This is a genomic window from Butyricimonas synergistica DSM 23225, from assembly GCF_000379665.1.
GTDB classification, from domain to species: domain Bacteria; phylum Bacteroidota; class Bacteroidia; order Bacteroidales; family Marinifilaceae; genus Butyricimonas; species Butyricimonas synergistica.
In genome coordinates this window covers 176,490-200,584 of sequence record NZ_KB903360.1, presented here as the reverse complement: position 1 = coordinate 200,584, position 24,095 = coordinate 176,490, and the positions used below count along the sequence as shown (strand labels likewise).

Here is a 24,095-nt window from a genome sequence, read left to right as displayed (position 1 = left end):
GGTAGAATTATGATGAAAAGAATATATTACGTTATCAGTTGGTTTGTCGCTCTCGTTGCGATAGGGTGTAGCGAGAGTTTGGAAGATACTTATGACGAGTACACGGGTGACGGTGTGATTCGTTATTTGGGCAAATGCTCTGGGCTTGAGGTGAATCCTGGCTGGGAACGCTTGCAGGTAGTTTGGAAGAACAATGTGGACGCCAAGGTGAAACGCGTGAAAATCACGTGGCAGTCGGAAAACGAGAGTACGCCTTGCGTACGTTATGTTGATCGTTCCGGGGAGAAGGATGATGCGAACTTAATGGATACGATATACTTGGAGGGATTGAAAGATGCCGTGTATACCGTGCGTGTGTGTAATCAGGATGTGGATAGTGTCGAATCGCTGGTAGAGGAGAAATACGGTCGTCCGTACACGGAAAATCACGAGGATTTACGCACGTTTACGCGAGGTATCTCTGCCTTTAGTCGGATGGGTGATAAATTGGCTGTGGTGATTGATCAAGATAACGAGAATGTGAAGGAGTTGCAATTGTGTTATCACGACATGAACGGGCAGGAGCGCGCTTGGGACGTGAAAGCACACATGACGGATTCGCTTTTTTATGGTACGACCAATTTGGGACGTGATTACATGTACTTGATTCCAGAAGAAACGGATGTGAAGATTGATTTCAGTCGTCCTTTGTTCATTCAGCGAAAAGGAAAATTGAATAGTTGCGTAGATGAGATCAAATTCAAGGATGAGGAGTTGAATCTGAATGAAAAAATTTGGTCCACGGCGTTTACTCAATTGATGCTTGGGAAATACGGTCCCGATTGGGAGAGCAAAGTGGAGAGCTTGGAAACGTTGGAACTGGATTATAATTTGAATTCAATGCAAGATTTGATCTATTTTCCCAATTTGAAGAAGGTGATTCTTGGAAAAAATCGGTATATATCACTTGATAACATCTCGTACGAGTTAATGGCAAAAGGTTTTAATTACTTCAGTAGCACGGACGAATACGTCGCTTTGGTTGCATTGCAATTCTTGAAAAGAGTGCATGAAGATTTTAGCGTGGTGCGTTACACGAATCACTATTTTGGCATGGACATGAAAACGTACCTTCCTTATGTTGATTTGTTCAAGAGAGCCGGGAAATTGGATAATGATTTCATGATAGAAGAAAAGTATGATGATAACATGAGGCACAAACCTGTTTATACTAGGTTGGACACCACGGGGTGGGTCGTCACTTGCTCGGATACGCTCTATAGTGGTTACAAGGATAGAGGGGCAGCCATGTTACTGTTCGATGGGCCTCGCCATTTCGTGGATGATTACTGGGGAGATGAGTGGGACGAGGAGGTTTATTTTGAACCCGGTCTGACATTGGGGGCTTCTATTGTTACCGTGAATTTTGATATGAAAAATACCCACACGGTGAAAGGTTTTAAAGTATGTCAACCGACTCTCGACAAAGGGAGAGCCACGGATTTCTTGTTGTCATCACTAAAAATTGAGTTCTCTGCCGACGGGTACAATTGGAGGAAGGCGACTCACACGGACGGAAGCGTGACGATCGGTAACACTCCGGGCGAGGAAACCTTTATCCTTGTTCCAGAGGATTTGCAAGGAGCTGTGCGTTATATCCGTTTAACAATGACCAACAGACATGTTGACGAGATTGATGGACATTTGGCGTTTAACTTGCGCTTGGGTATGTTTATACCGCTTGCAGAGATTGTATTGCCTGATTAATGCTAAAGAAGAGGTAAAAAGAATATTATTTTACCTCTTCTTCTTTTGCTAAAATCAATCGAGATTATGAAAACAGCGATATTTTGTTTAATTATGGTGATGTTATCTCTTGGAGCGAGCGCTCAAGAAGAACAATATAAAAACTTCAAAAAAGTGCAGGGAGATGATGAAGGTGTACTGATCGTGGATTTGAATATCAAGCAGGCATTAGATTCATTGCAACAAGAGGCCTTGAGAAAAAAATTTGATATGAAGGGGGTTAGAAAATACCCGAATGGTAGTTTGTACGACTGGTTATTGGGAAATATTTGGGGAGTTTGCCATAAGGAAGAACAGTCTACATGTGATGAATGGGAGGAAGCAATCCCGTCCACCTTAATTTTACGTTTGAAAGAACAGGAGAATCAGCTTTTAGTTACCCGTGGAATTAATCATTATTATTTTCGTGTCGAGGCGATAGCAAATAACAAGGGACAGATTTTGTCGGTATTTTTCTACATAGATGTTCTGTTACAATCGGTGATAAAAGAGGAAGATTTGCAAAACATTTACGATGCGGTTGTGAAAAAAGGGATAGATCCGGATAAATATGAGTTTAGTTATCCTACGATACAATTGTCTGATGATTTTATCAAAAAAGTCACCCATCCAGATACTACTTCAGAGGGGCGTCTGGCTCTCATGCGAGAATTTTTTGAACAGAAAAAAGCATACAAGTGTACTTATGGCATTATCTCGATCAAAGGTTTAGCTAAAGGGCGTGATTGGTAAGAAGAGATGGAAGAACAATAAACTGACGGATAAAAGAGTTCATGTTATGGTGATAGTTTATTGTAAATTTGAAAATGAAATAGATGAGAATGAAATTTTTGCTATTAATCGGCATGGCGATATTTTCCACGATCGCCTGTAAAGCCCAAGAAGGTTATCAAATCAGTGGGAAAATGAATGGGGAGTCCACGGGAACACTTTTGCTAGTGAGCGAGGAAAGCGGTAAGCTTGACACGTTGGGGATTGCCACGCTCAAAAATGGCGTTTTCGTCTTCACGGGAAACGTGAACCGTCCCGTGGCGGCTTACCTCACGCTGGAGAACGGGGGGGGGATGATACCGTTGATTCTCGAGAACGTTAATTTTATGGTGAACATCAGCAGCACCGGGGTGTTGATCCAAGGTGGTAAGCAACAGGAATTGTTGACCCGTTTCACTCGTATCAGTCAAGCTTTCTTGGCAGAACAAGCCAAAGTGGCGGCAGAAGTGCGGCAGCCTGGGGCAAATGTTCAAGCCTTGCAGAATCGTGTAGATAAGGCCTACGAGCTATCGGTGAACGCCACCATCGAGTTAATCAAGGCGCACCCCGACGAGTACGCCACGGCGCACGTGATCGCCCTCGGCATCAGTGGTGAAACGGAAGAGGGCTTGCGCTCGAAGTACGAGTTGCTGGGAGAGGCGGCACGTGCCACGGTTCCCGGCAAGCGGATCGCCGCCGCTCTTGAACAGTACGAGAAACTTGCCGTCGGCGAGGTCGCCCCGAACTTCACGCTGGAGAAGCCCGACGGGAATACGTTCTCGTTGCACGACTTGCCCGCCAAGTTGAAGTTGGTGTACTTTTGGCTCTCGACGAACCCCGTTTGCCGGGAGGACAACACCGGGCTAGTGAAACTTTACCTGCAATATCGCCCGCTGGGGTTGGAAATTGTCAGCATCTCGCTTGACGAGAACCGTGGAGAGTGGCGCAACGCCGTCGGTCTGGACGGAATGGTGTGGACGAACGGATCGGACTTGCAAGGCTTTGCCTCTCCGGTAGCCCGTCTTTACATGGTGCACGACGTGCCCATGACGTACCTCGTTGATGGCGAGAACCGCATCGTGGCGAAAGGGCTCCGCGAGGATGCACTTCGTGATACGGTGGCGAAATTACTGAAAAAGAGCAAGAAAAAGTAATAATCTTTTGCAACTGGTGCGTGCTGGGGGAAAGTTGCTTGGCGGCTTTCCCCTTTTTTTTATAGTTTCCGCCCGTCGGTGAATATTTCATGAGGCATAAATTTAATTGCCAATGAAAACAGATTTATCGGGTGTGGACGCACCTTTGAGCGTGTCACCTTTGGTGGCAGACGGCTTGTTTATTCGCCAGGACGAGTATTACAAGAAATATTTTTACGCCGACATCGTTTGGATCGAGGCGTCGGCTAATTATTGCGATATCTATTTTAAAGATAAATCCCGTATCACCGTGGCGTGCCGTTTGGGAGTCGTGGAGCGGCAATTGCCGGACGCGTATTTTGCCCGTGTACACCGTGGATTTATCCTGAACCTTCGTTATGTCGACACGTGGGCGGGCAACTCTTTGCATGCCGTCGGGAAATGGTTCCCGATAGGGGATCATTACCGGAAAAACGTGTTGGCTTGTTTTAATATACTGGATACTTCCCGGGAGTACCCGAAAACGGGGCGAGAGAAGTAATCCTATAATTTAGTATTCACCGGTCTCGTGGATAAGTTTATCGGCGGGCTCCGGTGAAAGATTTTCTTTCAGCACGAGAGTTGTGGGGTGTCTGTAGGCGTCTGTGTCAGATTTCGGGGTGTTTATACAGTTATTTGGTCTTCTGTGTCATTTAGTTGGCGGCGGGCGACGGGGGGTATATCTTTGTATCGTTGATTTAAAAATAAAAGATGATGAGAATTTTAAAAAACACGGTACAAGAGGTCGGGGATACCTGAGGAACTCCCGGTGAGAATGGGGAGTGGTTCCGGTGAAGACAGGGAACAAAGTCCTTTCAAACTCCTTACAAAGTCCTTTCAAAGACCTTCGGGGAGGTGTTTGAAACGAGAGTGATAGGAAAGAGAAACGAGAGTGTAAGTTTATTTGTTATTATTTTCAATTTAATCAGTATGGCTAAAGCAGATAAGTTGATATCGGGAAAAATCGGGAACACGATCTTTTATCAAGTCGGACCGGATACCCGGGTACGGAGTACCCCGGCGGAATACTCGGACGCGAAGACGCCGGAGCAGATGGATTGCCGTTCTCAGTTCATGGTGGCGATTCGTTTCTATCGACACATGGTGACGACGCCCTTGCGGGAAGTGTGGCGAGTGGCGGCAGGGGGTATGTCGGCGAGTGGTTACAATTTTTTCATGAAGCTGAACATGAAGGTTTTTAAACCGGACGGGAAGATCGCGGATTTTTCACGGTTGCAGTTGGCGGTGGGGATGATGCAAGAGGTGAATAATCTTCGGGGGAAGGTGGACGACCGGGATGTTGTCACCTTGATGTGGGAGGAAAATGCCGGGTTGGCTCCGGCACGAAAGAACGATACGTTGATGATAGTCGTGCTATACGGCGATCGCTCGTTTACGCCCGTGTTTGCCGAGACCGGCGGGGCGACGCGGGGTGACGGGATGGCAACGTTCCGCTTGGAAAGAAAGCGGGGCACGGCGGCACACCTGTACTGCTTTTTCCGGGAGAAGGAGGGAAAGTCGTATTCCTCGAGCCAGTATTTGCGAATGTAGAAATTTAGTGATTTACGATTTAATTTTCAACTTTCAATTATGGCAAACAAAAACGAAAAAGGGGAAGAGATGACCCAGTTGCAGCGGGAGCTGAAGGAGCTCCGGTTGGAGGTAAAATTGGCGATAGAGACGGCGGCGAACGTGTCGCACAGGTTGATGACCGCGAAGGAGGTTTGCAAGGCGATGGGCATTTCCGCCAAAACGTTGCTCCGTTACGAGAAGTTATTCGAGATTCCCGTGCGGCGTATGGGACGCAAGAAGTTTTACTTCGAGGCAGAGGTGAAGAATAGTATTCTAGCGGGATTCCGGTGGTGGAAGGAGTAAAGGGTCTGGTCGGGGCGGTTGGCGAGGTGGTCGACCGCCTGACACTTCCGGTGCGGGAGAAACGGCAACTGGAAGCGGATTTGTTGCGGGTGCTCGCAGAATGGGAGCGGGCACGGGTGGAGGCGCAATCGGCGGTGTTGGTGGAGGAAGCGAAGGGAAGTTGGTTGCAACGATCGTGGCGACCGCTGGTGATGTTGGTGTTCGCGGTGATCGTGTTGGTCGGAACGTTCACGAGCCTGCCGATCCTGGAGGAAACGTCCCGTTTCTGGGACTTGCTGGAAATCGGCCTGGGCGGTTACGTCGTGGGACGGGGCGGAGAAAAAATTGCGGGAGCGATTTTTAAGTTAAAAACTAAAAGATAAAAACTAAAAGATGAATTCATTTTCAATTTTCAATTCTCCATTTTCAATTGTCAACCATCGGTTGATGGGCGAGCGGGTGCGCCATCTGGTTTGCGCGAAGAATACCCGGAAACTGGTGGGACCGGACATGATTGTCTTGCACTATACCGCCGCGTGGGGAGCCGAGGCGGCGGCGATTTACCTGACCCGCCCTGACGTGGGAGCTTCCGCCCATTTGGTGGTCGGGCGGGACGGGGAGGTCATTCAACTTGTACCGTTTGACACGGAAGCGTGGCATGCCGGGCGTAGCTGGTACGCGGGACGGTCGGGTTTGAACCGTTATTCTATCGGGATCGAACTGGATAACCTGGGGTTGCTCCGCTTGTCGGGAGGGATGTTCGTTGCCGAGTGTGGTCGGGTTGTCCCGGCAGAAGATGTCTTCGCGCACGAGTCGGGGGGGAAACTGACTTACTGGCACCGCTACACGAGGGCGCAGGTGCAAGCCCTGGTGAAGATTTGTAGTGTGCTGGAGGAGCACTACCCGATCCGCGATGTCGTGGGGCATTCCGCGGTCACGAACCGGAAAGTCGATCCGGGGCCCGCGCTGGAGGAAGCGTTTAAGGATTTCGGGATTAGGTGATTTAATGATTTGCAATTTGTGATTAAGTGATTTGCGATTAGGTGATTTTTAAATCATGACATCATTTAATCGGCAATCACGGAATAAATAAATTTTTAACTTTTAATTTTCAATTATTATGGCAGAATTTAATTCTTATTTGTTAGGGAAAGCGAGAAAATCAGTAGGTAACATCACGTTGTGTTACACGAGATGCAAGAACATCGCGAAAGCGAAAGTGTTCGCGAGGAAGGATAACCCGACGCCAGAGATCCTGGCGCAGCGGGCGAGAATGAAAGTGCTGGTGCAGTTGTCCCGGAGTCTTTTGCCGGTGATACAGAAAGGGTTTGTCGGTATCGGGAAGGGCTCCACGTCGAACGCGTTCGTGGCGGAGAACATGGGAGCGATAGAGGTGAACGAGAAGAACGAGGCGAGCGTCAATTTTGAACGATTGCTGGTGGCGGCAGGAATGCTCAACCCGCCGAAGGTGACCGTGACGTATAGCGAGGAAAACCAGAAGTTTCTTTTCGAGCAAGCGGAGCAGGAAGAAGAGGACGGGTTCGCGTTGTCTGACGACCTGGTGTACGGGGTACTGTACGAAACGGAACGGGAACGGGCAAGACTGGTGGCGTTGAGACCCCGGGGTGAAAGTGGCAGTACTACTTATGCGCTCCCGGACGAGTGGGATAACACGAAGGTGAAGGTGTATTGCTTTGCCATGCAGAAAAATGGGAAAAGGGCGTCGGACAGCTTGCTGATTTCCTGATCTGATTCATTTTAGGTTTTAGATTCCAGCCGCCCGGGGTGTTGCTTCGAGGCGGCTGGGATTTAATATTCGAGAGCGTATGTTGTTTGCCCTCCAAGTGCTTGTCTTTCCAATGAAAGAGAATGTTATAATAATATTAAATCATGGGAAGTTACGTGATATTTCTATGAATTAAATTGTATATTCGCGATCGTTTGCCGTTGGGAAGTAGGCGGTGAATGAGTGGTTTTGTGGTGAAGGAATGAATAAATTCAATTATATATAACGTGAAATTTAAACAGATGAAGAAAGTTTTATTTATTGTATTTGCTTTACTTTCAACGTCAATCGTGCGGGCGGATGAAGGTATGTGGCTGCTGTCCCTGCTTGGGAAGAATATCGAACAGATGCAGGCGCAAGGGTGTAAATTGACAGCGGAAGATATCTATTCCGTGAACAAGGCGTCGTTGAAGGATGCTATCGTGGGATTGGGTAACGCCGGACGTCCGTTTCGGCATTTTTGTTCAGGGGAGATCATCTCTGACAAAGGTTTGGTGTTGACAAACCATCACTGCGGTTTTGGCGTGATTCAAAAGCACTCTACTTTGGAGCATGATTACCTGTCTGACGGTTTTTGGGCTTATGACATGAAAGACGAGTTGTTGAATCCCGGTATCACGGCTTCCATCCTGCAACGTATGGAGGATGTTTCCGACAAGGTGAATGCCGTGTTGAACGACAACATGACAGAAGAAGAACGTGCTCAGGCTATTGCAGTTATTTCAAAACAACTCTCTACGGAGGCTGTAAAAGGAACTAATTTGCAAGCACAAGTTATTGATATGTTCGAAGGCAACCAGTTCTTCTTGTTGGTGTACAAGATTTACCAGGATGTTCGCTTGGTGGGAGCTCCGCCACAGAGCATGGGTAAATTCGGTGGTGACACGGACAACTGGGTATGGCCCCGCCACACTGCCGACTTCTGTATGATGCGTATCTATACCGCACCGAACGGAGAACCTGCTCCTTATTCACCGAACAATGTTCCGTTGAAGCCGAAACATCATTTGCCTGTTTCTGCAAAGGGTGTGCAGGATGGTGATTTCGCCATGATCATGGGATTCCCCGGAACAACCGACCGTTTCCTGACTTCTTTCGGGTTGAAGGAGACGATGGACGTGACGAACGATATTCGTTATAAAGTGCGTACCGAGAAATTGCGCGTGATGAAAGAAGGAATGAATGCCGATCCGAAGACCCGTATCCAATACGCTTCCAAGCATGCACAATGTGCTAACTACTGGAAATATTCTCACGAGCAGAATATCGCTTTGAAGAACTTGAACACGATGGGTGAGAAAGAGAAGATCGAGCGTGAATTTACCGCTTGGGTAAATGCAGATCCGGCTCGTAAAGCTAAATATGGCAACGCTTTGACGATGATCAAAGAAGGATACGAGGCTATGCATCCGTACAACGAGGCAATGAACTATATGCAGGAAGCCGGTCTTCAAGGTGCGGAAAGCCCCTTGTTTGCCGTTCGCGTAAGCAACACGTTGAAAGCGTATTACGACGAGAAGACCCCCGAGATGATCAAGGAACGCATGATGGAAGCCATCAAGGGGAATGCACAGGAGTTCTTCAAGGATTACAACAAGGATGTGGAGAAAAACTTGATTGCCGTGATGTTTAAAATGTACAGTGATAACGTGGCTGAAGAATGGCATCCGGAGGTGATCAAAATGATCAACAAGAAATATAAAGGTAATTACGAGAAATATGCCAAGGAAGTATCCGATAAATCTATCTTTACTGACCAGGCTCGTTTTGATGCCTTCCTGGCAAAGCCTGACATGAAGAAATTGGAGAAAGATCCCGGGTATATCATGGGTAGTTCTTTGTTCGAAACTTACCAGAAATTGGGAGGTGCGACCGAAGAAATGCGCACGAAAGTTGCCAAAGGCGATCGCTTGTTCGTGAGAGGTTTGATGGAGATGCAACCCGAGAAGGTGTGGGCTCCGAATGCCAATTCAACGATCCGTTTGACTTACGGTAACGTGAAGAGTTACAAACCGAGAGATGCCGTGTTCTATGATTATTACACGACGTTGACGGGTGTTATGGAGAAAGAAGGTCCGAAAGGAACTGAATTTGAAGTACCGCAGAAATTGAAAGACTTGTATTACGCTAAGAATTTCGGTCGTTACGGTGCGGATAATATCTCCGTAAACTTTATCACGAATAATGATATTACGGGAGGTAACTCCGGTTCTCCGGTAATCAACGCTTATGGCGAGTTGATCGGAACCGCTTTCGATGGTAACTCTGAGGCAATGTCCGGAGATATCGATTTCGAGGAAAACCTGCAAAGATGTATCAACTTGGATACCCGCTATATGTTGTTCATCGTGGACAAAATGGCAAATGCACAAAATTTGATCGATGAGATGACGATCGTGTATTAATGGGTCTGTAAAGTCCATAAAGTTTATAAAGTCCATAAGGTCAGGGTTTGATCTTATGGACTTTGTGTTTTTACGAACTTTTTTTCTTTTTCCGGGTAAACCATTCTTGCACGGATTCCATGATGTAATAGAAGTTAGGCATGAAGAGGGTACCGACGAGTGAGGTCATGAGCATCCCGTAGAAGACGGCGGTGCCGAGGGAAATACGGCTTGCGGCTCCGGCTCCGGTAGAGATGATCAGGGGAAATACCCCAAGGATAAAGGCAAAAGAGGTCATGAGGATAGGGCGTAGACGTACCCGTCCTGCCTCGAGAGCCGCTTCGCTGATGGGTTTTCCTGCTGCCCGGTAGTCCCGGGCAAATTCGACGATCAGGATGGCATTCTTTGCCGTGAGGGCGATCAGCAAGATGATGCCGATTTGCGTGTAAACACTGATCGGCAGGTTCATGACCAGGCAGCCGATGACGACACCGAGAAGAGCGATCGGCAATCCCATGACGACGGCAAAGGGGGAAGTCCAACTTTCATACTGGGCGGCAAGAATCAGGAATGCCACGAGGATTGCCAGGATAAAAATGACAGAGGTGGTTGAGCCGGCACTTTCTTCCTGGTAGGACAGTCCCGTCCATTCGTACCCGAACGTGTTGCCTAACTCTTGTTTGACGAGTTGCTCCATGGCTTCGAGGGCTTGACCGGAACTGTATCCCGGGGCTGCTGATCCGGATATGGAGGCTGCCGCGTAGGTATTGTATTTAGGTAGTAATTCCGTTCCTAGGCGTTGTTCCACGGTGGTAAATGCCGAAAACGGTACCATGTTGCCTTGTGCATTCTTCACGTTAAGGAATAATATATTGTCGATCACTTCCCGGCTGGAAGGCAATCCCTGGAGGTTGACCTGGAAGGTGCGCCCGTATTTCACGAAATTGTTGACATAGATCGAGCCGATGTATGCCGACAGGGCGCTGAACACATTGCCGATGGGGATTTGCATGAGTTCCACTTTGTTCCGGTCGATGTCCAGGTAATACTGGGGTACGCTGGCGCTGAACGTGGAGCGGAGCATGGCGAGCCCGGTCGATTGGTTGCCGGCATTGACGAGGTGGTTTGTTGCCTGTTGCAGGGATGCCGAACCGTAGTTATTGATGTCTTCCAACATCAGCTGGAAACCGCTGCTTTCTCCCAACCCCGGTATGGGAGGGGGCGACACGGCATAGCTTTGGGCTTCCGGAATTTCCGCGTAGGCGAGTTCATTGAAACGGGTGGTGATGGCGTCTACACCGAGAGTTTTTGCTTTCCGTTGATCCCAGTTTTCAAGCATCACGAAAATGGAGGCTGCATTGGAACTCTGGGCGTTGTCCATCATGGAGAAGCCGTTGATGGTAATATAGGTTTGTACACCGTCAATGCTGTTCAATATTACCCCGGCTTTAGCGGATGCCTCTTCCGTGCGGGAGAGCGAAGCCCCGTCGGGGAGTTGCATGGAAACAATGAAATATCCTTGGTCTTCGTTGGGTACAAAGGTGGTCGGTCGATACATGAAACCCAGGAAGGCAAGTACCGACAGAACGATGAAAACAAACAAGGTGAGTACCGATTTCCGGATAAAGCCCCTCACGACCCACATGTACCCGTTCGTCGTCTTCTCGAAGAACTTGTTGAATCCCCGGAAGAGGAAAAAACGGGTCGGTTTGGCGGGTTTCAAGAACAAGGCGCACAATGCCGGGCTTAATGTCAGGGCGTTGAATCCACTGATGATGGTAGAGGCGGCAATGGTCAAGGCGAACTGCTTGTAAAGCGATCCGGTGATTCCCCCGATAAAGGCGGTGGGAATGAACACGGCGAGCAGGACGAGGATTATGCCGACGATGGCGCCCGACACTTCTTTCATGGCTTGCGTGACAGCTTCCCGCATATTGGCGTATTTCCCGGTTTCGATCAGCCGGTAACTATTCTCGACAATGATGATGGCATCGTCGACTACAAGCCCGATGGCGAGTACCAGTCCGAAAAGGGTAAGCGTGTTGATGGAGAACCCGAGCAGGTTCATGAATGCGAATGTCCCGACCAGTGACACGGGAATCGCGATCAACGGGATCAGCATGGCTCGCCAGTTTTGCAGGAATAGTAATATAACAATTAGCACGAGAATGAAAGCTGTGCCGAGGGTTTTATATATTTCTTTGACCGAGGCATGGATAAACTCCGTGGTGTCAAGCGTGATGTTTAGATGTACCCCTTCCGGGAGGTAGGAGGAGAGGGTGTTTACCCGTGTCTTGATTCGCTGGGAAACGTCGATTGCATTGGCTCCGGGGAGCTGGTAGATGGCGATGGCGGCGACGGCTCCTCCTTTCAAGGTGGCACTGGAACTGTATGTTTGGCTGCCGAGTTCCACGGTAGCAACATCCTTTACCCGGAGGTATTTTCCGCCGGGAAGCGCTTTGATGATGATGTTGCCGAACTCTTCTTCATCGACAAGCAATCCTTGTGTTTCCAGCGTGTACTGGAATGCCACGGGGGACGCTAAAGGCGGAGCCCCGACGGAACCGGGTGCCACTTGTATGTTTTGGCTTTCGATGGCGGTAATGATTTCTTCCGGGCTGACGTCCCGGATGGCAAGCAGGTTGGGGTCTAACCAGATGCGCATACTGTAATTGCCCGCCCCGAATGAGCCGACGCTGCCTACTCCCTTGATACGGCTCAACTCGTTGACCAAGTTCAGTTCGGCATAATTGGAGAGGTACAGGGCGTCGTAGTTCGGATTGTCGGAGGTCAAGGTAAGGAACATGACCACGTTGGTAGATTCTTTCGTGGTGGTAATACCCAATTTAGTGACTTCCTGCGGGAGTGCGCTTTGGGCTATGTTTACCCGATTCTCGACCAGAACGGTAGCCATATCTAGATCCGTGCCGACCTCGAAGGTCACCGTGAGTTTGTACACTCCTGCGCTGGATGAGGTGGACGACATATAAAGCATTCCTTCTACCCCGTTGACTTGTTGCTCGATGGGGGTAGCCACCATTTGGGCAATGGTGGTAGCGTTCGCTCCCGGGTATTGTGCTTCCACGACAACCGTGGGAGGCGTGATCGTGGGATATTGCTCCACGGGCAATGATCTCAACGAGATTACTCCTGCCACCACGATAAGGATGGAAAGGACGGTTGCGAATATAGGGCGATTGATGAAAAACTTGGACATAATCGATTCTGTGATTTAGTAATATTAAATCTAAAATGGGTTGATTTTCATTCCTGGGCGGATGTTGATGAGGGCTTTGGTTACGTAACGGTCTTCCGTGGTAGCGCCGTTGATGATTTCCCGCATACCGTCGGGGGTGAGGACTCCGACTTTTACCTGGCGGAATTCCACGGTATTGTCGGGTGTCACGAGATAGACGTAGCGTCCTCCCTGGTTGGTGCCGATGGAGGCTTCGGGAATGACGACCGCTTTAGGGACACTTTTGTAAGGCACGACGACTTTCACGTACATCCCGCTCAGTAATTCCCCGTTCGGGTTTCTGGCGATAGCCCGTACCGTGATAGTTCCCGTGCTGAGGTCTACATTGGGCGAGCGGTAATCGAGGGAAGCAATCCACGTTTTCTCGGGATTGTTCACGTCTTGTATCGTGACGGGCAAAGCCGAGGGACTGTCTTGGGGCAGTTGCATGAAGTCGGCGTAAGCCATGTTGAAATAGAGGTACATCTGGTTGTCCTTGTATATAGTTGCCAGTGCCGAATTGTCGGCGGCGGTTCCGACCATGTTGCCGGCATCAATCATGTTGCGGGAGATGCGTCCCGTGAAGGGCGCTTTCACCGTGCAATAGGAGAGGTCGATATTCGCGGAACTCAGTTGTGCCCGGGCATCCTCGTAAGCGGCAACGGCTTCTCCGTAGTCTGATTGTGCTTGCAAATAGTCAATCTCGCTGATTGCCTTGTTTTTTACCGCTTCTTTCATGCGTTCGTAAGATGCCTTGGCGTATGCCAGTTTGGATTTGCAACTTTCCACGTTTGCCTCGGCTTGGGCGACTTTGTCCTTGTACGGTTGGGGTTCAATCACGAAAAGAGTCTGTCCTTCCCGCACTCGTTGTCCGGGTGTGAAATGGTAGGAATCGAGATACCCCGATACGCGGGCAACCAGGTTGACCGTCTGCTCTGCCTCCATGTACCCGGGATACTCGAACGTGTAGACCACGGTACGTAGTCCGGGATGCGCCACCTCCACGGAAGGTGCTTCCGGAGCCTCCTGCTTTTGCTTGGTTTTCCCGCATCCTGCTAATAAGATAGCCAAAACAAAAGAATAGTTTATAAAGTTCTTAAAGTTCATAAGTTCTTAAAGTTTTAAATCCGTAAAGTCCATTTTCAATTTTCAATTCTCCACGGGCCATCCTCCTCCCAAAGCCTGGTAGAGTTCTATCAGGTAGCGAAGCGATGCGGCACGGGCTTCCACGAGCGAATTCTCGTAATTCAATAAACTCAGTTGTGACGTGAGCACGTTCTGGTAGCTGGTTAAGCCGTTTTTATATTGTTCTATCGCCAAGTCCAACGTCAGCTTTGATTGCTGGTAGGCGTCGTTCAAGGCGGAAATCTGCGATAGTGATTTGTTGTAAGTCACGAGGGCATTGTCCACTTCCTGCAAGGCGGTGAGCAAGGTTTGGTTATACGAGTTGATCTCTTCGTCCAATTGCAGTTGGGCGGATTTCTTGGACTCCACGAGATTACGCCCGCTGAATATTGTCCATTTGATGGAAGGGGCAATTTGCCAAATCATATTTTCTTTGTCCGTGAGATGCTCGAAGTTTTCGGAGGCATAACCGATATATCCGGTCACGAGGAATTTCGGCCACCAGTCGGCACGGCTTGCCCCGACGGCTTCGGCAAGCCCGTCAATCGTTCGTTCGGCAGAACGTACGTCCGGGCGTTGGCGGATCAGGTTGGCGGGAATCCCGACGGCAGCCGCTCTCGGGTTCTCCGGAAGCGGGTGATCTTTGAATAAAGAATCCCGGATGGGTTCGGCGTGCTCCCCGATCAATACCCCGATCAGGTTGATTTGTTGCGCGATCGTCGACTCTATACCCGGCAGGGATGCTTTCGTTTGCAAGTAGAGGCTTTTTGCCTGAGCCACATCGAGCCGGGAAGCCAATCCCACGTTTAACTTGGTTTCCGTGAGTTCCATCACTTGTTTCTGGGATTCGATGTTTCTTCGCGTGACTTCCAGTTGTTTTTGGGCACAACGGAGATTGACATATGCCGTGGATAGTTGGGCGGCAAGCGATACCATAACACCCCGGTAGTCTTCCTGTGCGGCGAGATAAAATTCTTTCTGCGAGGAACTTTCTTTACGGATGCGACCGAAAACGTCGAGTTCCCAGTTTAAATTCACCGTGGCACTTCCCACCCGTTCGATTATATTTTTCTTGTCGGCACTGAGGCTGCTCTTTTCGGGAGCATAGCTGCCCGCGAAATAGATCGTCGGGTAATAAGGGCTTCGGTCTACCCGTAATTTGGCTTTTGCCATTTCTATTTTGCGGATAGCATTACGGACATCGTAGTTTTTGACAACGGCTTTGTCAATCAAGGTGTCGAGAATGGGATCTTTGAATAATTTCCACCACTCGTCGTTCGAGGGGAGAGTCTGTTGGAGGTTGGGGGCGTTGCTCGTCCTTTTGTAAGGTTTGTTGACTTGTGGCGGGGCAGCTTTCCCCGCCAAAGTGATAAGTGTAAAAATGATAAACGACAGGATACATCCCGTCCTCGTCATAGCAGCCAGTCTCATAGCGTATAAATTGTGTTAGTCTATTTTCTACTAACTGCTATACGAGAACGCGGGAAAAATGTTAGAACCCGAAATTCATTTCGTCCGTGATGATAACTACTTGGGCGGAGGGTGCATTCAGTATTTTTCGTTCGATGTCCGTTGCCGGGCGAATCTGAATGATTTGCATTGGGTCGACGTTGAATGCCCTCTTGAGCCGGTTGTTGACAAGTAATGACGGTTCGGATAATTTCTCGGGATTCACCGTGAATTCTTGGTTTTTGTGTTTGTATTTCAATGTACCATTTGAATAGCTGATGAATTGTCCGGCTTTTTTCAACGTGTTAATAATCACGTAAGATTTTTTCGCGTTACCCGGTTCGGTTACCATGATCACGTTGGCGATTTCCTCGGGGAAGCCGTTTTTCAGGCTATCGGTGGGAATTTCAACTCCATCGATCAAATAAGCGATTTCTGTGTTGGTAGCGTTTACCTTGATACGGGTTTTTCCGTTTTCCCGTATCACTTCCAGACCGTTTGAAATGGATTCGGATATGCCGTCCTCTTTTGTCCCGTCGAAGAGGGGACCCATGCTGCGGAACATCTCTTCGGCTCGTTTCATCATGTCTTCCATGCTGCCCATCTTGTCAAGTCGCTCCCGGAAAGAGCCGAAAGGATCTTCGCCGAAAAGGGAATCCCTCTTTATCCCGAAACGTTCCTCCATACGTTTGATGAAGTCCATCGGGTTGCCTATTCTCTCCGCGATAGAACTTCCTTCCGCCGGGGTATTTATGTATGCCAGCCTGTCGAGTCCTTTCACGTTCAATGCCGAGGCTATCTCGTCTACATTATCCAGATCAATATCCCCTTTCAACTCGATCACGGAAAGCGTGCCGTTTTCTTCACTCCATAATACCAGAGAGGTGATTTGTTCGTTGTTCTGCGTGACGTACAGACGCTCCTGCCCGTACATTCCGCGGTGGCTGCGCACGAGAGTGTATTTGGATTCGTTCTCCACGACGGGAGATAGTCTTTGGTTGATCTCCTCGACTACTTTGGGGGTCGCCCGTTCTATGTCGACTTGCATCACGTTGATTTCTTTCATTTTCTTCAAAGCCTCTTCTGCCGCGAGAGTCGGTTCGCTTTGTTTATAGAGTTTGTAAAGCGACGGGGTCAACATCGTTACAGTTATGCCTTCTTTGTTGCGAAATGCTTTCATCTCCTTGCCCACCTGCGCTTGCAGCGGAAGGAGAGTGACAAGGCTTATTGCCATACACGTTAATAGACTTTTGATCTTCATAACCTGATAAGTTTTATTGTTATACTAGCACATACTTTTTCCAGACAGTAAATTTAATAGAATAATTCATTCCTTCTTCCCGGCTTAACGTTATTTACAAAAGCTATACCATTGGGCAAGAAATTTTATACCTTTGACGGCGAAAATGATTCAGTGATTCGGAGATTTGCGATTCAGTGATTGTAATCATGTGATCTTGAATCTAGGTAATCACAGAATCTAAAATCATTAAATCACAGAATAATGTTATATAATTTCGGGATTATCGCGTATCGTTGTGCTATCGGAGTCGCTTCTCTGTTTAACGAGAAAGCGGCTTTATGGGTGAAAGGCAGAAAAGGTATATGGAAACGGATGGAAGCTGCCGGTCGGGGAAAAGGACGGCTGGTATGGTTTCACGCGGCTTCGCTCGGGGAGTTCGAGCAAGGGCGTCCGGTGATCGAGAAGTTGAAGGAAAAAGAACCGTACACGAAAGTATTGTTGACTTTTTTCTCGCCTTCCGGCTACGAGATTCGAAAGAATTATTCCGGTGCGGATTATATTTTTTACTTGCCGACAGATACTCCGGCGAATGCCCGCCGTTTCGTGAAGATGTGGCATCCCGATGCCGCGGTGTTCGTGAAGTACGAATACTGGTACAATTACCTTCACGAGTTGAACGAGCGTGAAGTGCCTACTTACCTGATTTCCGCGATATTTCGCCGGGAGCAGCCTTTTTTCAAGAAATGGGGAGGATTGCACCGCCGGATGTTGCACTTCTTTACCCGGCTTTTCGTGCAGGATGAAGAGTCCGTGAAATTACTTTCGTCTATCGGGATCACCCACGTGCAACAGACGGGAGATACCCGTTTTGACCGCGTAAAGCAAATCGCGGATGCGGCTAAACGAATCGAGAAGGTGGAGGCATTCTGTAACGATCGCCGTGCCGTGGTGTGCGGGAGTACCTGGCCCGGGGATGAAGAGATTATCATTGATTATATCAACAAGCAGGAAGGGAATTATAAATGGATTATCGTGCCCCACGAGATCGGGGAAGGGCATATCCGTGATATTTTGAGTAAATGCCGCAAACCTGTGGCTCGTTACACGGACGAGAGTGCCGACGTGACGAAATGTCAGGTGCTCGTGGTAGATACCATCGGGGTATTGTCATCCATATACCGCTATGGTTCGATCTCCTACATCGGCGGGGGATTCGGAAAGGGTATTCACAACACGTTGGAAGCCGCTATCTATGGTATCCCGGTGATCTTTGGTCCCAAGTACCACAAATTCAAAGAGGCGGTAGATCTGATTGCCCGCGGGGGAGCTTTCTCTATTTCTGATAAAGAGCAGTTCTCCTCCTTGCTCGACTCGTTAATAAATAGCCCGGCTATCGCTGAGGCAGCCGGGCAAAGTGCTTTGAAGTTTGTCAATAAACAGTTGGGAGCCACGGATGCGATTATGCGTCAGTTATTAGTAGAATAGGACTTCTTCAACATCCTCTTCTACTTCGACACCCTTGATCCATGCTTTCAAAGTCTTCAAGATAGCGTCTCGCGTGAGATTCTCGAAGCTTTTGATCCGGCATTTGTGGTCCATGTCTGCTTTCACGTATTTGACACACTTGCTATTTTTTTTCAAGTCCACGGCTGTCGCACTCCACGGGTCAATTCCTCCGTAGATGAAAAGCATATTTTCAGCCTTGGTCTGCAACCAATGGTTTATATCCTGCATTTGCTTCGTGTTGAAAGGCGTATTCTCGTACCCCTTGGGCATAGTGAAATCAAACGTGATCACGTTCTCTTTTTCTTCCTTGAAGAATTTTTTGAACGGCTTGATATTATAGGTGTACATACCTGTTTCGGTCAGCGCGGCATAATAGAAGGCTTGTAAATTTTCAATGGATTTGTCATCAAAGAAATCGGGAGGGGATACTTTTACTAGATAGTTGAATATTTCGTTATAGTCCTCTTCTTCCAGTTGGGGCATATCGTTGATGTTGTTTCCCCATTGCCAGAATGCAAACGGGAATTCTAGGATTGTGAGTTTCAGAGCCCGTTCCGCGTCACCGACTTTACGGAATGAATATGCTTTGGTACGAGTTAATTGCTCCATGAACGGCATGAGTTTATCCAAGTTTTCAAAACATCTCTTTTGGAAATCAAAAATTTGCCATTTGATCTCTTTGCCACCGCCTTCCAGCAGATGTTTGTTCTCGGGAGTATCCCCGAGTTTAGAGAGGAATTTTTCCAAGCGGGGATCTACTTTTTCGAGGTTGATCGGGGCAACGTAAGGCACGCTGACTTCCACGTCTTCCGGGTAAAAATAACGATGGTAAACCGTGGTTTGCCCTCCCTTGCTGATTCCGGTGGAAATCCATCTCGTGTCGGGATATACTTTTTGACGCAGGGTTTGGATGATCTCGTGTTGGTCTGTGGCGGCTTGTTTCAATGTTAAGTATTCCCAGGGTGTTTCACCGGCAGGTTTGCTGTTATTGAAAAAGCGATGCTCTATGGTAAGTTGGTTCGTGTTGAATAATTGTGATAATTCGCTCGGCATGGGTGAATATATGCCATATCCTTCCAGGATGGCAACCATCGGAGCCTTGAAGTCGCGATGCCCGAGCAATACCCGTTGTTTGAATGTTCCTTTCGAGGGATTGCCGTGGTCTACCGGTTGTTCGTACAAAAACTCGTAATATTCGCTATACGGGGGAACTTTCAATTCCCGAATGTCGGATATTTCCTTGATCTGTTGCAATTTTTGTAATAACGGACCGTTTGCCAACAACGTCCCGCAGGCTAATAATAGGGATACGACAAGTGTAAATACATATTTCATAGGTCAGTTCTTTATTTTTCAGTCTGCAAGGTATGAATTTTATGTGAAAAAGATACCTTTGTTACACTATTTAAAAATTGTAAGACTATGAAAAGAATTTTATTATTACTCGTGCTCTCCTTGTGTCTATTGAGTTTTGCGGAAGCTAAAACCCCTCAAGATCAACCCTCAAAAGAGTATGTCGAAACGTTGAAAAAGATGATTGTTGTTTCTGGCGGTGATGCTACTTTCAAGCTGGTTATCCCGCAGATGTTCGCCATGATGAAGCAACAATTGCCGAATGTTCCCGAGGAATTCTGGAAAACGGCGGAAGAGGAAATTATGAAAAATATCGTGGATGATGTAGTCGGGATGTTAGCCCCGATTTATTGGAAACATTTGACTAAGGCTGATCTGGAAGGAATTATCAAATTCTATGAAACTCCCGTGGGTAAAAAAATGGCTGCCGCACAACCGAATATTATGACCGAGAGCATGAAAGTCGGTCAGCAATGGGGGATGCAAATAGCAATGAAGATTCAGGGTATGTTGAAGGAGAAGGGGTATATGTAATTATCTTCGTGCTAAGTTGTACAGATCAGCATTTTGTTTTTCCGAACCACTTTTGAATTACTTTCTAAAATAAACAGAAAAGGGCTGTCTATTACTTTTAGACAGCCCGAAATACATTAAAATATTCGTGTACAAAGAATTTTAGCGTCCTTCTTTTCCGTCCCAGAAAGATTGGGCATCAGCTACTTTGTAAATGACATCTTTGATACTTCCCGGGTTACCTTGCATTTGGTATAAAGGTTCTTGGGTTTTCCCGGAGGTTAGAATAACGTTATCGAATTTAAAGATATAGAACTTGCCTTGTTCTGTGGCTACTCCGAGCCGATCGCCCAAGTCTTCGTCTGAAGTGATGGTGATAGACGTGATGCGCTCACCCTTGAAATCGAACTCAAATTTTCTGGGTAATTCATTCGGATCAGACGATTCAGTGCTTAGCCAATATAATTTCTCCTGATTAGCGCCTCCTGTGAAAAACAAGTAGGGGGTCATTCGTCCTATAGCAACTTCTGACTCTTTGGTGAGCACATTACCCGGAAATACGGTTTCTTCATATACAGGATAGACCCCGAAACCATAATTAGCTTCAAATTCAAAATATTGGCGATAGAATTTCTGTTCGCTTTCATCGAACAGGATACAGTAATAATAGGCAGGTGCATAATATCCGCAATCCCTGATGGCACTAAAAATCGGTTCCCGATCACCCATTTCATTTAGGGGGGTGAAATTGTCTCCATATTTATTCCAATTGATGAGACGTATCTCTCCGGATTCTTCGGGATACCATGGACCATCGTAGATAAACATATATTGTTTTGAATTTTTTTCAAAGAAAAGACCGCCATAAAGCGTGTAGAAACAAGAGGGGAGCAGTAAGCTAACATGATACCTCTTTCCTCCCACGGGTTCCGGGTCAAAACGCCCAGCATGGAAAAGCGCTTGGTCGTCACTTAAACGACTGTACATTTTCCCGTCTTCGCTTAATACCCAATGTGTGTTGCAGAAAAACATGGCGTCTTTGATACGGAAATTTGCCGGCAATTGATCCCCGATAAACTCTTCGGCAAGGTAACTTTCATGCTTTAAAGAGGCTCCGTTTAATAGAACCGTACCTTTCTCTCCATTTTGTAGTACCCATACTTCAGCCAATTCGCTTCCCATTGTTTTTCCAGTGAAATGCTCGATTAATTTTACCGGTTCGCTTCCCAATTCTCTTCCGTTTACGTTTTTGTAGACGTCAAATTCTTCGAAGTAGGTCGTGGTGATTTTTCCGTCAGCACCTTCCTCGTGCTTTTCTCTTACCAGGGAAAGATTGGATTTCCCGTCCTTTTCGGAAAGAAGCAACCAGCAAGTTTGGTATTTAGCGTAGACTTCAACGGCGAAAGGAAAGAAATAGGGTAGATCAATATCCAAGTCTGTCACTTTCAAATTGCATATTTTATATCCAAGAGGACCGGGATAAACCGGAACATCTAAAATTTCTGATTCAATGATGGTGTCCCCGATGAGCCATTCGTATTTTAAATTCACGTTTACACTATCGTATTTGAAATGGAGTTTGGGTTCAATTTTTAGCCCGTCCCCTTCATGGATCGTGTACTTCCATTCCATGCCACCATCTTCCGTGATGGTATTCAGTTTTTTATAATTGTAGTTTCCCTCGTCCTCGAAGCATCCCCACAAAAAAGGGAATATGCCGAGTAACCATATACATATTTTTTTCATATTCATTGAATTTTATTGTTTTACTCGCCGATAACTGTTACAGTCATATCTTCTTCATTATCTTCATCATAGATAGGTGGATTCTGGGCTTTCAAATAGCGTTTGAATTTTAAAGCCAAGGCTCGGATCTCGCTGGCGGAGAGACCCGTGATGTCTCCTACTCCAGTTTCTTGCATGAATAGTTCGAATTTTTTTCGTGAGTATTTTCCTAAATAGACATTTGTTATCGTGTTGTTCCACCATTCGGGACGGGTCGGAATGGCACTGAAGATGGTTTTGTTGTAACGGAGTGCTTTCGGTCCCAATTGGTAGTCTCTCGTTGCTTCCAGCGTCAACACCAATGTATAACTTTTGCTTTCCAATTCGTCTGTTTTCTTGAGTTCCATCCAAAGCGTGTCTGCTACCACGTTGGCATGGAACACGGGATTTTTAGGCAAGGCGTAATTGGTCTCCTTTGCCGTGGAGACGGTGTCCACGATTAACTTGACCGGAGTATCTTCCATGAAGGGCATTCCTTGTAAAGAAAGCGGTACGGGGATTTCCAATGTTTCTTCTCCCGGGTAGAAATAGAAAGATATTTCCAAGCTGTCCGTGCTGATATCCGTACTAAAGGTCAAGTGCGTGTTCCCGCCGTAGATCGTGGTATCCTCTTTGTCACAAGCCGTGAACAGGATACCGGTAAAGATGAATAAATACAGGTATATTCTTTTCATAATCATATTAATTAAAGGTTTTCACTGCTCGGGATGTCCCATACCCATTTGCCTGCCATGTTAATTTTATTTCTCTCTCCATCCCAAATAGGAGTGTTCAAGCGTTTGTACATGAAGAACATTTGCCCTTCCTCTACCAATTCGCGACGGGCATCAAGAGCCATTTCCGTGAGGAAGTCGTTAAGCTCGGAAACCGGGGGAAGCGGGTTGATACAGCCTCGCTTTTGGCGTAAATTCGTGTGAATGAAATCGCTTGCGCCTTCGATATCGCCCTTCCTTGCCATGTATTCGCTCACGATGTAGACCATTTCTCCCATACGCATGACTGGGATTAACGGTCCGTTCACTCGTTCGTTGCTTTCAGTCTCTTCCTTTTGATATTTTATGGATATCCGCATTCCTGTTTTGGGTGATGATGACATTTGTGAATAACGGTAGTCGGTTTTATCCGAGAAGAGTAAATCATGGTGGCGAATCGCCAAAAATCCGTATGAAATATCGTTGAAGAAGTCGTTGTGATAATCTGTTACTTGCCCGTTGAAGAAGGCAAGTAGAATATCTCCTTTACTTTTGCGGTTTCCCGAGAACTCCCAAGAGGAAGGATACTTGTAAGCGGGAGTCCAAGAGTTAGTGCCTGGGAATGCCAGTACTTCGCTGGCGTATTCATACGCCTTTTCAAGATTTCCGGCATAGAGGTACACCCTTGCCAAAAGTGCAGTGATATTATGGTAATTCATGTGGGTCCCCCGCATTCTCCAGAAGGTGCCTCTGTTGCCATTACCCCAGCCTCCGTTTCCGATTCTATTATATTCCGTGTTAATTGCTTGTACATTTTCGGGTAGTGTATCTTGTGCTGCCAATTCGCGGGCGGTGAGCAGATCTTTCACAACGAGTTCTAAAACATCCTGTACGCTTTTCCGTTCGCTCATGATGGAGGGGTAAGTAGAAGAGTAAGGGATGTATTTTTGTCCGTTATCCTCTGCCACGGAGGGGGCGAAAAGTCGCAACAGGTCAAAGTGCATGAAGCCGCGTAATGCGTATGCCTCTCCCGTGATCATGATTTTTTCTTGGTTCTTGTACTCGAAAATGTTGGAATCCACTTTCTCGATTTCTTGAATCAAGTTGTTGCAATTGGCAATGGAGTTATACATTTTTGACCAAACATTATTGATCGTGGTTGAGAAACGCTTGTAGTCCAAGTCTGAAGCATAGTATACAGGGTTGTTAATACCTGAATTCAAGTACGCATTGTCGTACATTTGTCCCATCGCTTCCACCACGCCATAGGTTAGGTTCTGCCCGTAGAGATCCTTGCCGGAAAGTTGCTGGTATATTCCGTTCAATGCAGTCCGGAATCCTTCGCCGTCTTTGTATAAGTCGCCGGATGCGATTTCATCGTCAGGGTAGACGGTCAACCAATCTTTGCAAGAAGAGAGGATGCCGGCGGTGAGTATAGTGAATAATAGTATGTATTTTTTCAT

General features: G+C 47.3%; 20 protein-coding genes. 12 read left to right on the top strand and 8 right to left on the bottom strand.

All coding sequences use genetic code 11. From position 1 onward, the window contains the following. Positions 1 to 9: 9 nt before the first annotated feature. The 10 genes from A3CY_RS0109245 to A3CY_RS0109200 all read left to right on the top strand — a co-directional run bounded on the left by A3CY_RS0109245 (position 10) and on the right by A3CY_RS0109200 (position 9,752). The gene (locus A3CY_RS0109245) at positions 10 to 1,746 is read left to right on the top strand and encodes a DUF4998 domain-containing protein (protein WP_018337628.1); all 1,737 of its coding nucleotides are present in this window, start codon (positions 10 to 12) and stop codon (positions 1,744 to 1,746) included. Between the two features lie 66 nt (positions 1,747 to 1,812). Beyond that, complete coding sequence (locus A3CY_RS0109240; protein ID WP_040371545.1) at positions 1,813 to 2,517, top strand: hypothetical protein; 705 nt, start codon at positions 1,813 to 1,815, stop codon at positions 2,515 to 2,517. 83 nt (positions 2,518 to 2,600) lie between these two features. After that, positions 2,601 to 3,689, top strand: coding sequence for a TlpA disulfide reductase family protein (locus tag A3CY_RS0109235; RefSeq protein WP_040371544.1), 1,089 nt, complete (start codon positions 2,601 to 2,603; stop codon positions 3,687 to 3,689). 112 nt (positions 3,690 to 3,801) lie between these two features. Further along, entirely contained in the window at positions 3,802 to 4,209 is a 408-nt protein-coding gene (locus tag A3CY_RS22010) for a LytR/AlgR family response regulator transcription factor (protein ID WP_018337625.1), read from the top strand. 428 nt (positions 4,210 to 4,637) lie between these two features. Next, the gene (locus tag A3CY_RS0109225; RefSeq protein WP_026207486.1) at positions 4,638 to 5,258 is read left to right on the top strand and encodes a DUF6266 family protein; all 621 of its coding nucleotides are present in this window, start codon (positions 4,638 to 4,640) and stop codon (positions 5,256 to 5,258) included. A gap of 39 nt (positions 5,259 to 5,297) precedes the next feature. Next, positions 5,298 to 5,582: a MerR family transcriptional regulator gene (locus A3CY_RS0109220; protein WP_018337623.1), complete on the top strand. Its 285-nt coding sequence runs from the start codon at positions 5,298 to 5,300 to the stop codon at positions 5,580 to 5,582. After that, positions 5,570 to 5,944, top strand: a complete 375-nt coding sequence (locus A3CY_RS0109215) for a 3TM-type holin (protein ID WP_240388141.1) — start codon at positions 5,570 to 5,572, stop codon at positions 5,942 to 5,944. The genes A3CY_RS0109220 and A3CY_RS0109215 overlap by 13 nt, the downstream gene beginning before the upstream one ends. A 10-nt stretch (positions 5,945 to 5,954) precedes the next feature. Next, positions 5,955 to 6,563, top strand: coding sequence for an N-acetylmuramoyl-L-alanine amidase (locus A3CY_RS0109210; RefSeq protein WP_018337621.1), 609 nt, complete (start codon positions 5,955 to 5,957; stop codon positions 6,561 to 6,563). A 118-nt stretch (positions 6,564 to 6,681) separates the two neighbouring features. Next, entirely contained in the window at positions 6,682 to 7,308 is a 627-nt protein-coding gene (locus A3CY_RS0109205) for a DUF6266 family protein (RefSeq protein WP_018337620.1), read from the top strand. A gap of 281 nt (positions 7,309 to 7,589) precedes the next feature. Further along, the gene (locus A3CY_RS0109200) at positions 7,590 to 9,752 is read left to right on the top strand and encodes a S46 family peptidase (protein WP_018337619.1); all 2,163 of its coding nucleotides are present in this window, start codon (positions 7,590 to 7,592) and stop codon (positions 9,750 to 9,752) included. Positions 9,753 to 9,822: 70 nt separating this feature from the next. Here A3CY_RS0109200 and A3CY_RS0109195 read toward each other — a convergent pair whose 3' ends face one another. The 4 genes from A3CY_RS0109195 to A3CY_RS0109180 all read right to left on the bottom strand — a co-directional run bounded on the left by A3CY_RS0109195 (position 9,823) and on the right by A3CY_RS0109180 (position 16,801). Then, positions 9,823 to 12,951 carry an efflux RND transporter permease subunit gene (locus tag A3CY_RS0109195; protein WP_026207484.1) on the bottom strand — a complete coding sequence of 1,043 codons (3,129 nt, stop codon included), beginning with the start codon at positions 12,949 to 12,951 and terminating at the stop codon, positions 9,823 to 9,825. Positions 12,952 to 12,978: 27 nt separating this feature from the next. Then, on the bottom strand, positions 12,979 to 14,073 hold the full coding sequence (locus A3CY_RS0109190) for an efflux RND transporter periplasmic adaptor subunit (RefSeq protein ID WP_018337617.1): 1,095 nt from the start codon (positions 14,071 to 14,073) through the stop codon (positions 12,979 to 12,981). Positions 14,074 to 14,115: 42 nt separating this feature from the next. Next, positions 14,116 to 15,522 (bottom strand): efflux transporter outer membrane subunit, encoded by a 1,407-nt coding sequence (locus tag A3CY_RS0109185; protein ID WP_018337616.1) that lies wholly within the window; start codon positions 15,520 to 15,522, stop codon positions 14,116 to 14,118. 61 nt (positions 15,523 to 15,583) lie between these two features. Next, the gene (locus A3CY_RS0109180; protein WP_018337615.1) at positions 15,584 to 16,801 is read right to left on the bottom strand and encodes a DUF4252 domain-containing protein; all 1,218 of its coding nucleotides are present in this window, start codon (positions 16,799 to 16,801) and stop codon (positions 15,584 to 15,586) included. Between the two features lie 243 nt (positions 16,802 to 17,044). Here A3CY_RS0109180 and A3CY_RS0109175 point away from each other — a divergent pair, with 243 nt between their 5' ends. Further along, the gene (locus tag A3CY_RS0109175; protein ID WP_018337614.1) at positions 17,045 to 18,268 is read left to right on the top strand and encodes a 3-deoxy-D-manno-octulosonic acid transferase; all 1,224 of its coding nucleotides are present in this window, start codon (positions 17,045 to 17,047) and stop codon (positions 18,266 to 18,268) included. Here the strand turns inward: A3CY_RS0109175 and A3CY_RS0109170 are convergent. After that, positions 18,257 to 19,624 (bottom strand): S28 family serine protease, encoded by a 1,368-nt coding sequence (locus A3CY_RS0109170; RefSeq protein ID WP_018337613.1) that lies wholly within the window; start codon positions 19,622 to 19,624, stop codon positions 18,257 to 18,259. The two genes, A3CY_RS0109175 and A3CY_RS0109170, sit on opposite strands and share 12 nt — an antisense overlap. A gap of 87 nt (positions 19,625 to 19,711) precedes the next feature. Here A3CY_RS0109170 and A3CY_RS0109165 point away from each other — a divergent pair, with 87 nt between their 5' ends. Continuing rightward, entirely contained in the window at positions 19,712 to 20,176 is a 465-nt protein-coding gene (locus A3CY_RS0109165) for a DUF2059 domain-containing protein (protein ID WP_018337612.1), read from the top strand. Positions 20,177 to 20,317: 141 nt separating this feature from the next. Here the strand turns inward: A3CY_RS0109165 and A3CY_RS0109160 are convergent, their stop codons facing one another. Genes A3CY_RS0109160 through A3CY_RS0109150 form a run of 3 tightly spaced genes read right to left on the bottom strand, consistent with a single transcriptional unit; the run spans position 20,318 to position 24,095 of the window. Further along, positions 20,318 to 21,901 (bottom strand): PKD-like family lipoprotein, encoded by a 1,584-nt coding sequence (locus A3CY_RS0109160; protein ID WP_169503610.1) that lies wholly within the window; start codon positions 21,899 to 21,901, stop codon positions 20,318 to 20,320. A gap of 20 nt (positions 21,902 to 21,921) precedes the next feature. After that, a complete protein-coding gene (locus A3CY_RS0109155) occupies positions 21,922 to 22,614 on the bottom strand; it encodes a DUF4843 domain-containing protein (RefSeq protein ID WP_169503608.1) in 693 nt (230 codons plus the stop codon). Between the two features lie 11 nt (positions 22,615 to 22,625). Then, entirely contained in the window at positions 22,626 to 24,095 is a 1,470-nt protein-coding gene (locus tag A3CY_RS0109150; protein ID WP_018337609.1) for a RagB/SusD family nutrient uptake outer membrane protein, read from the bottom strand.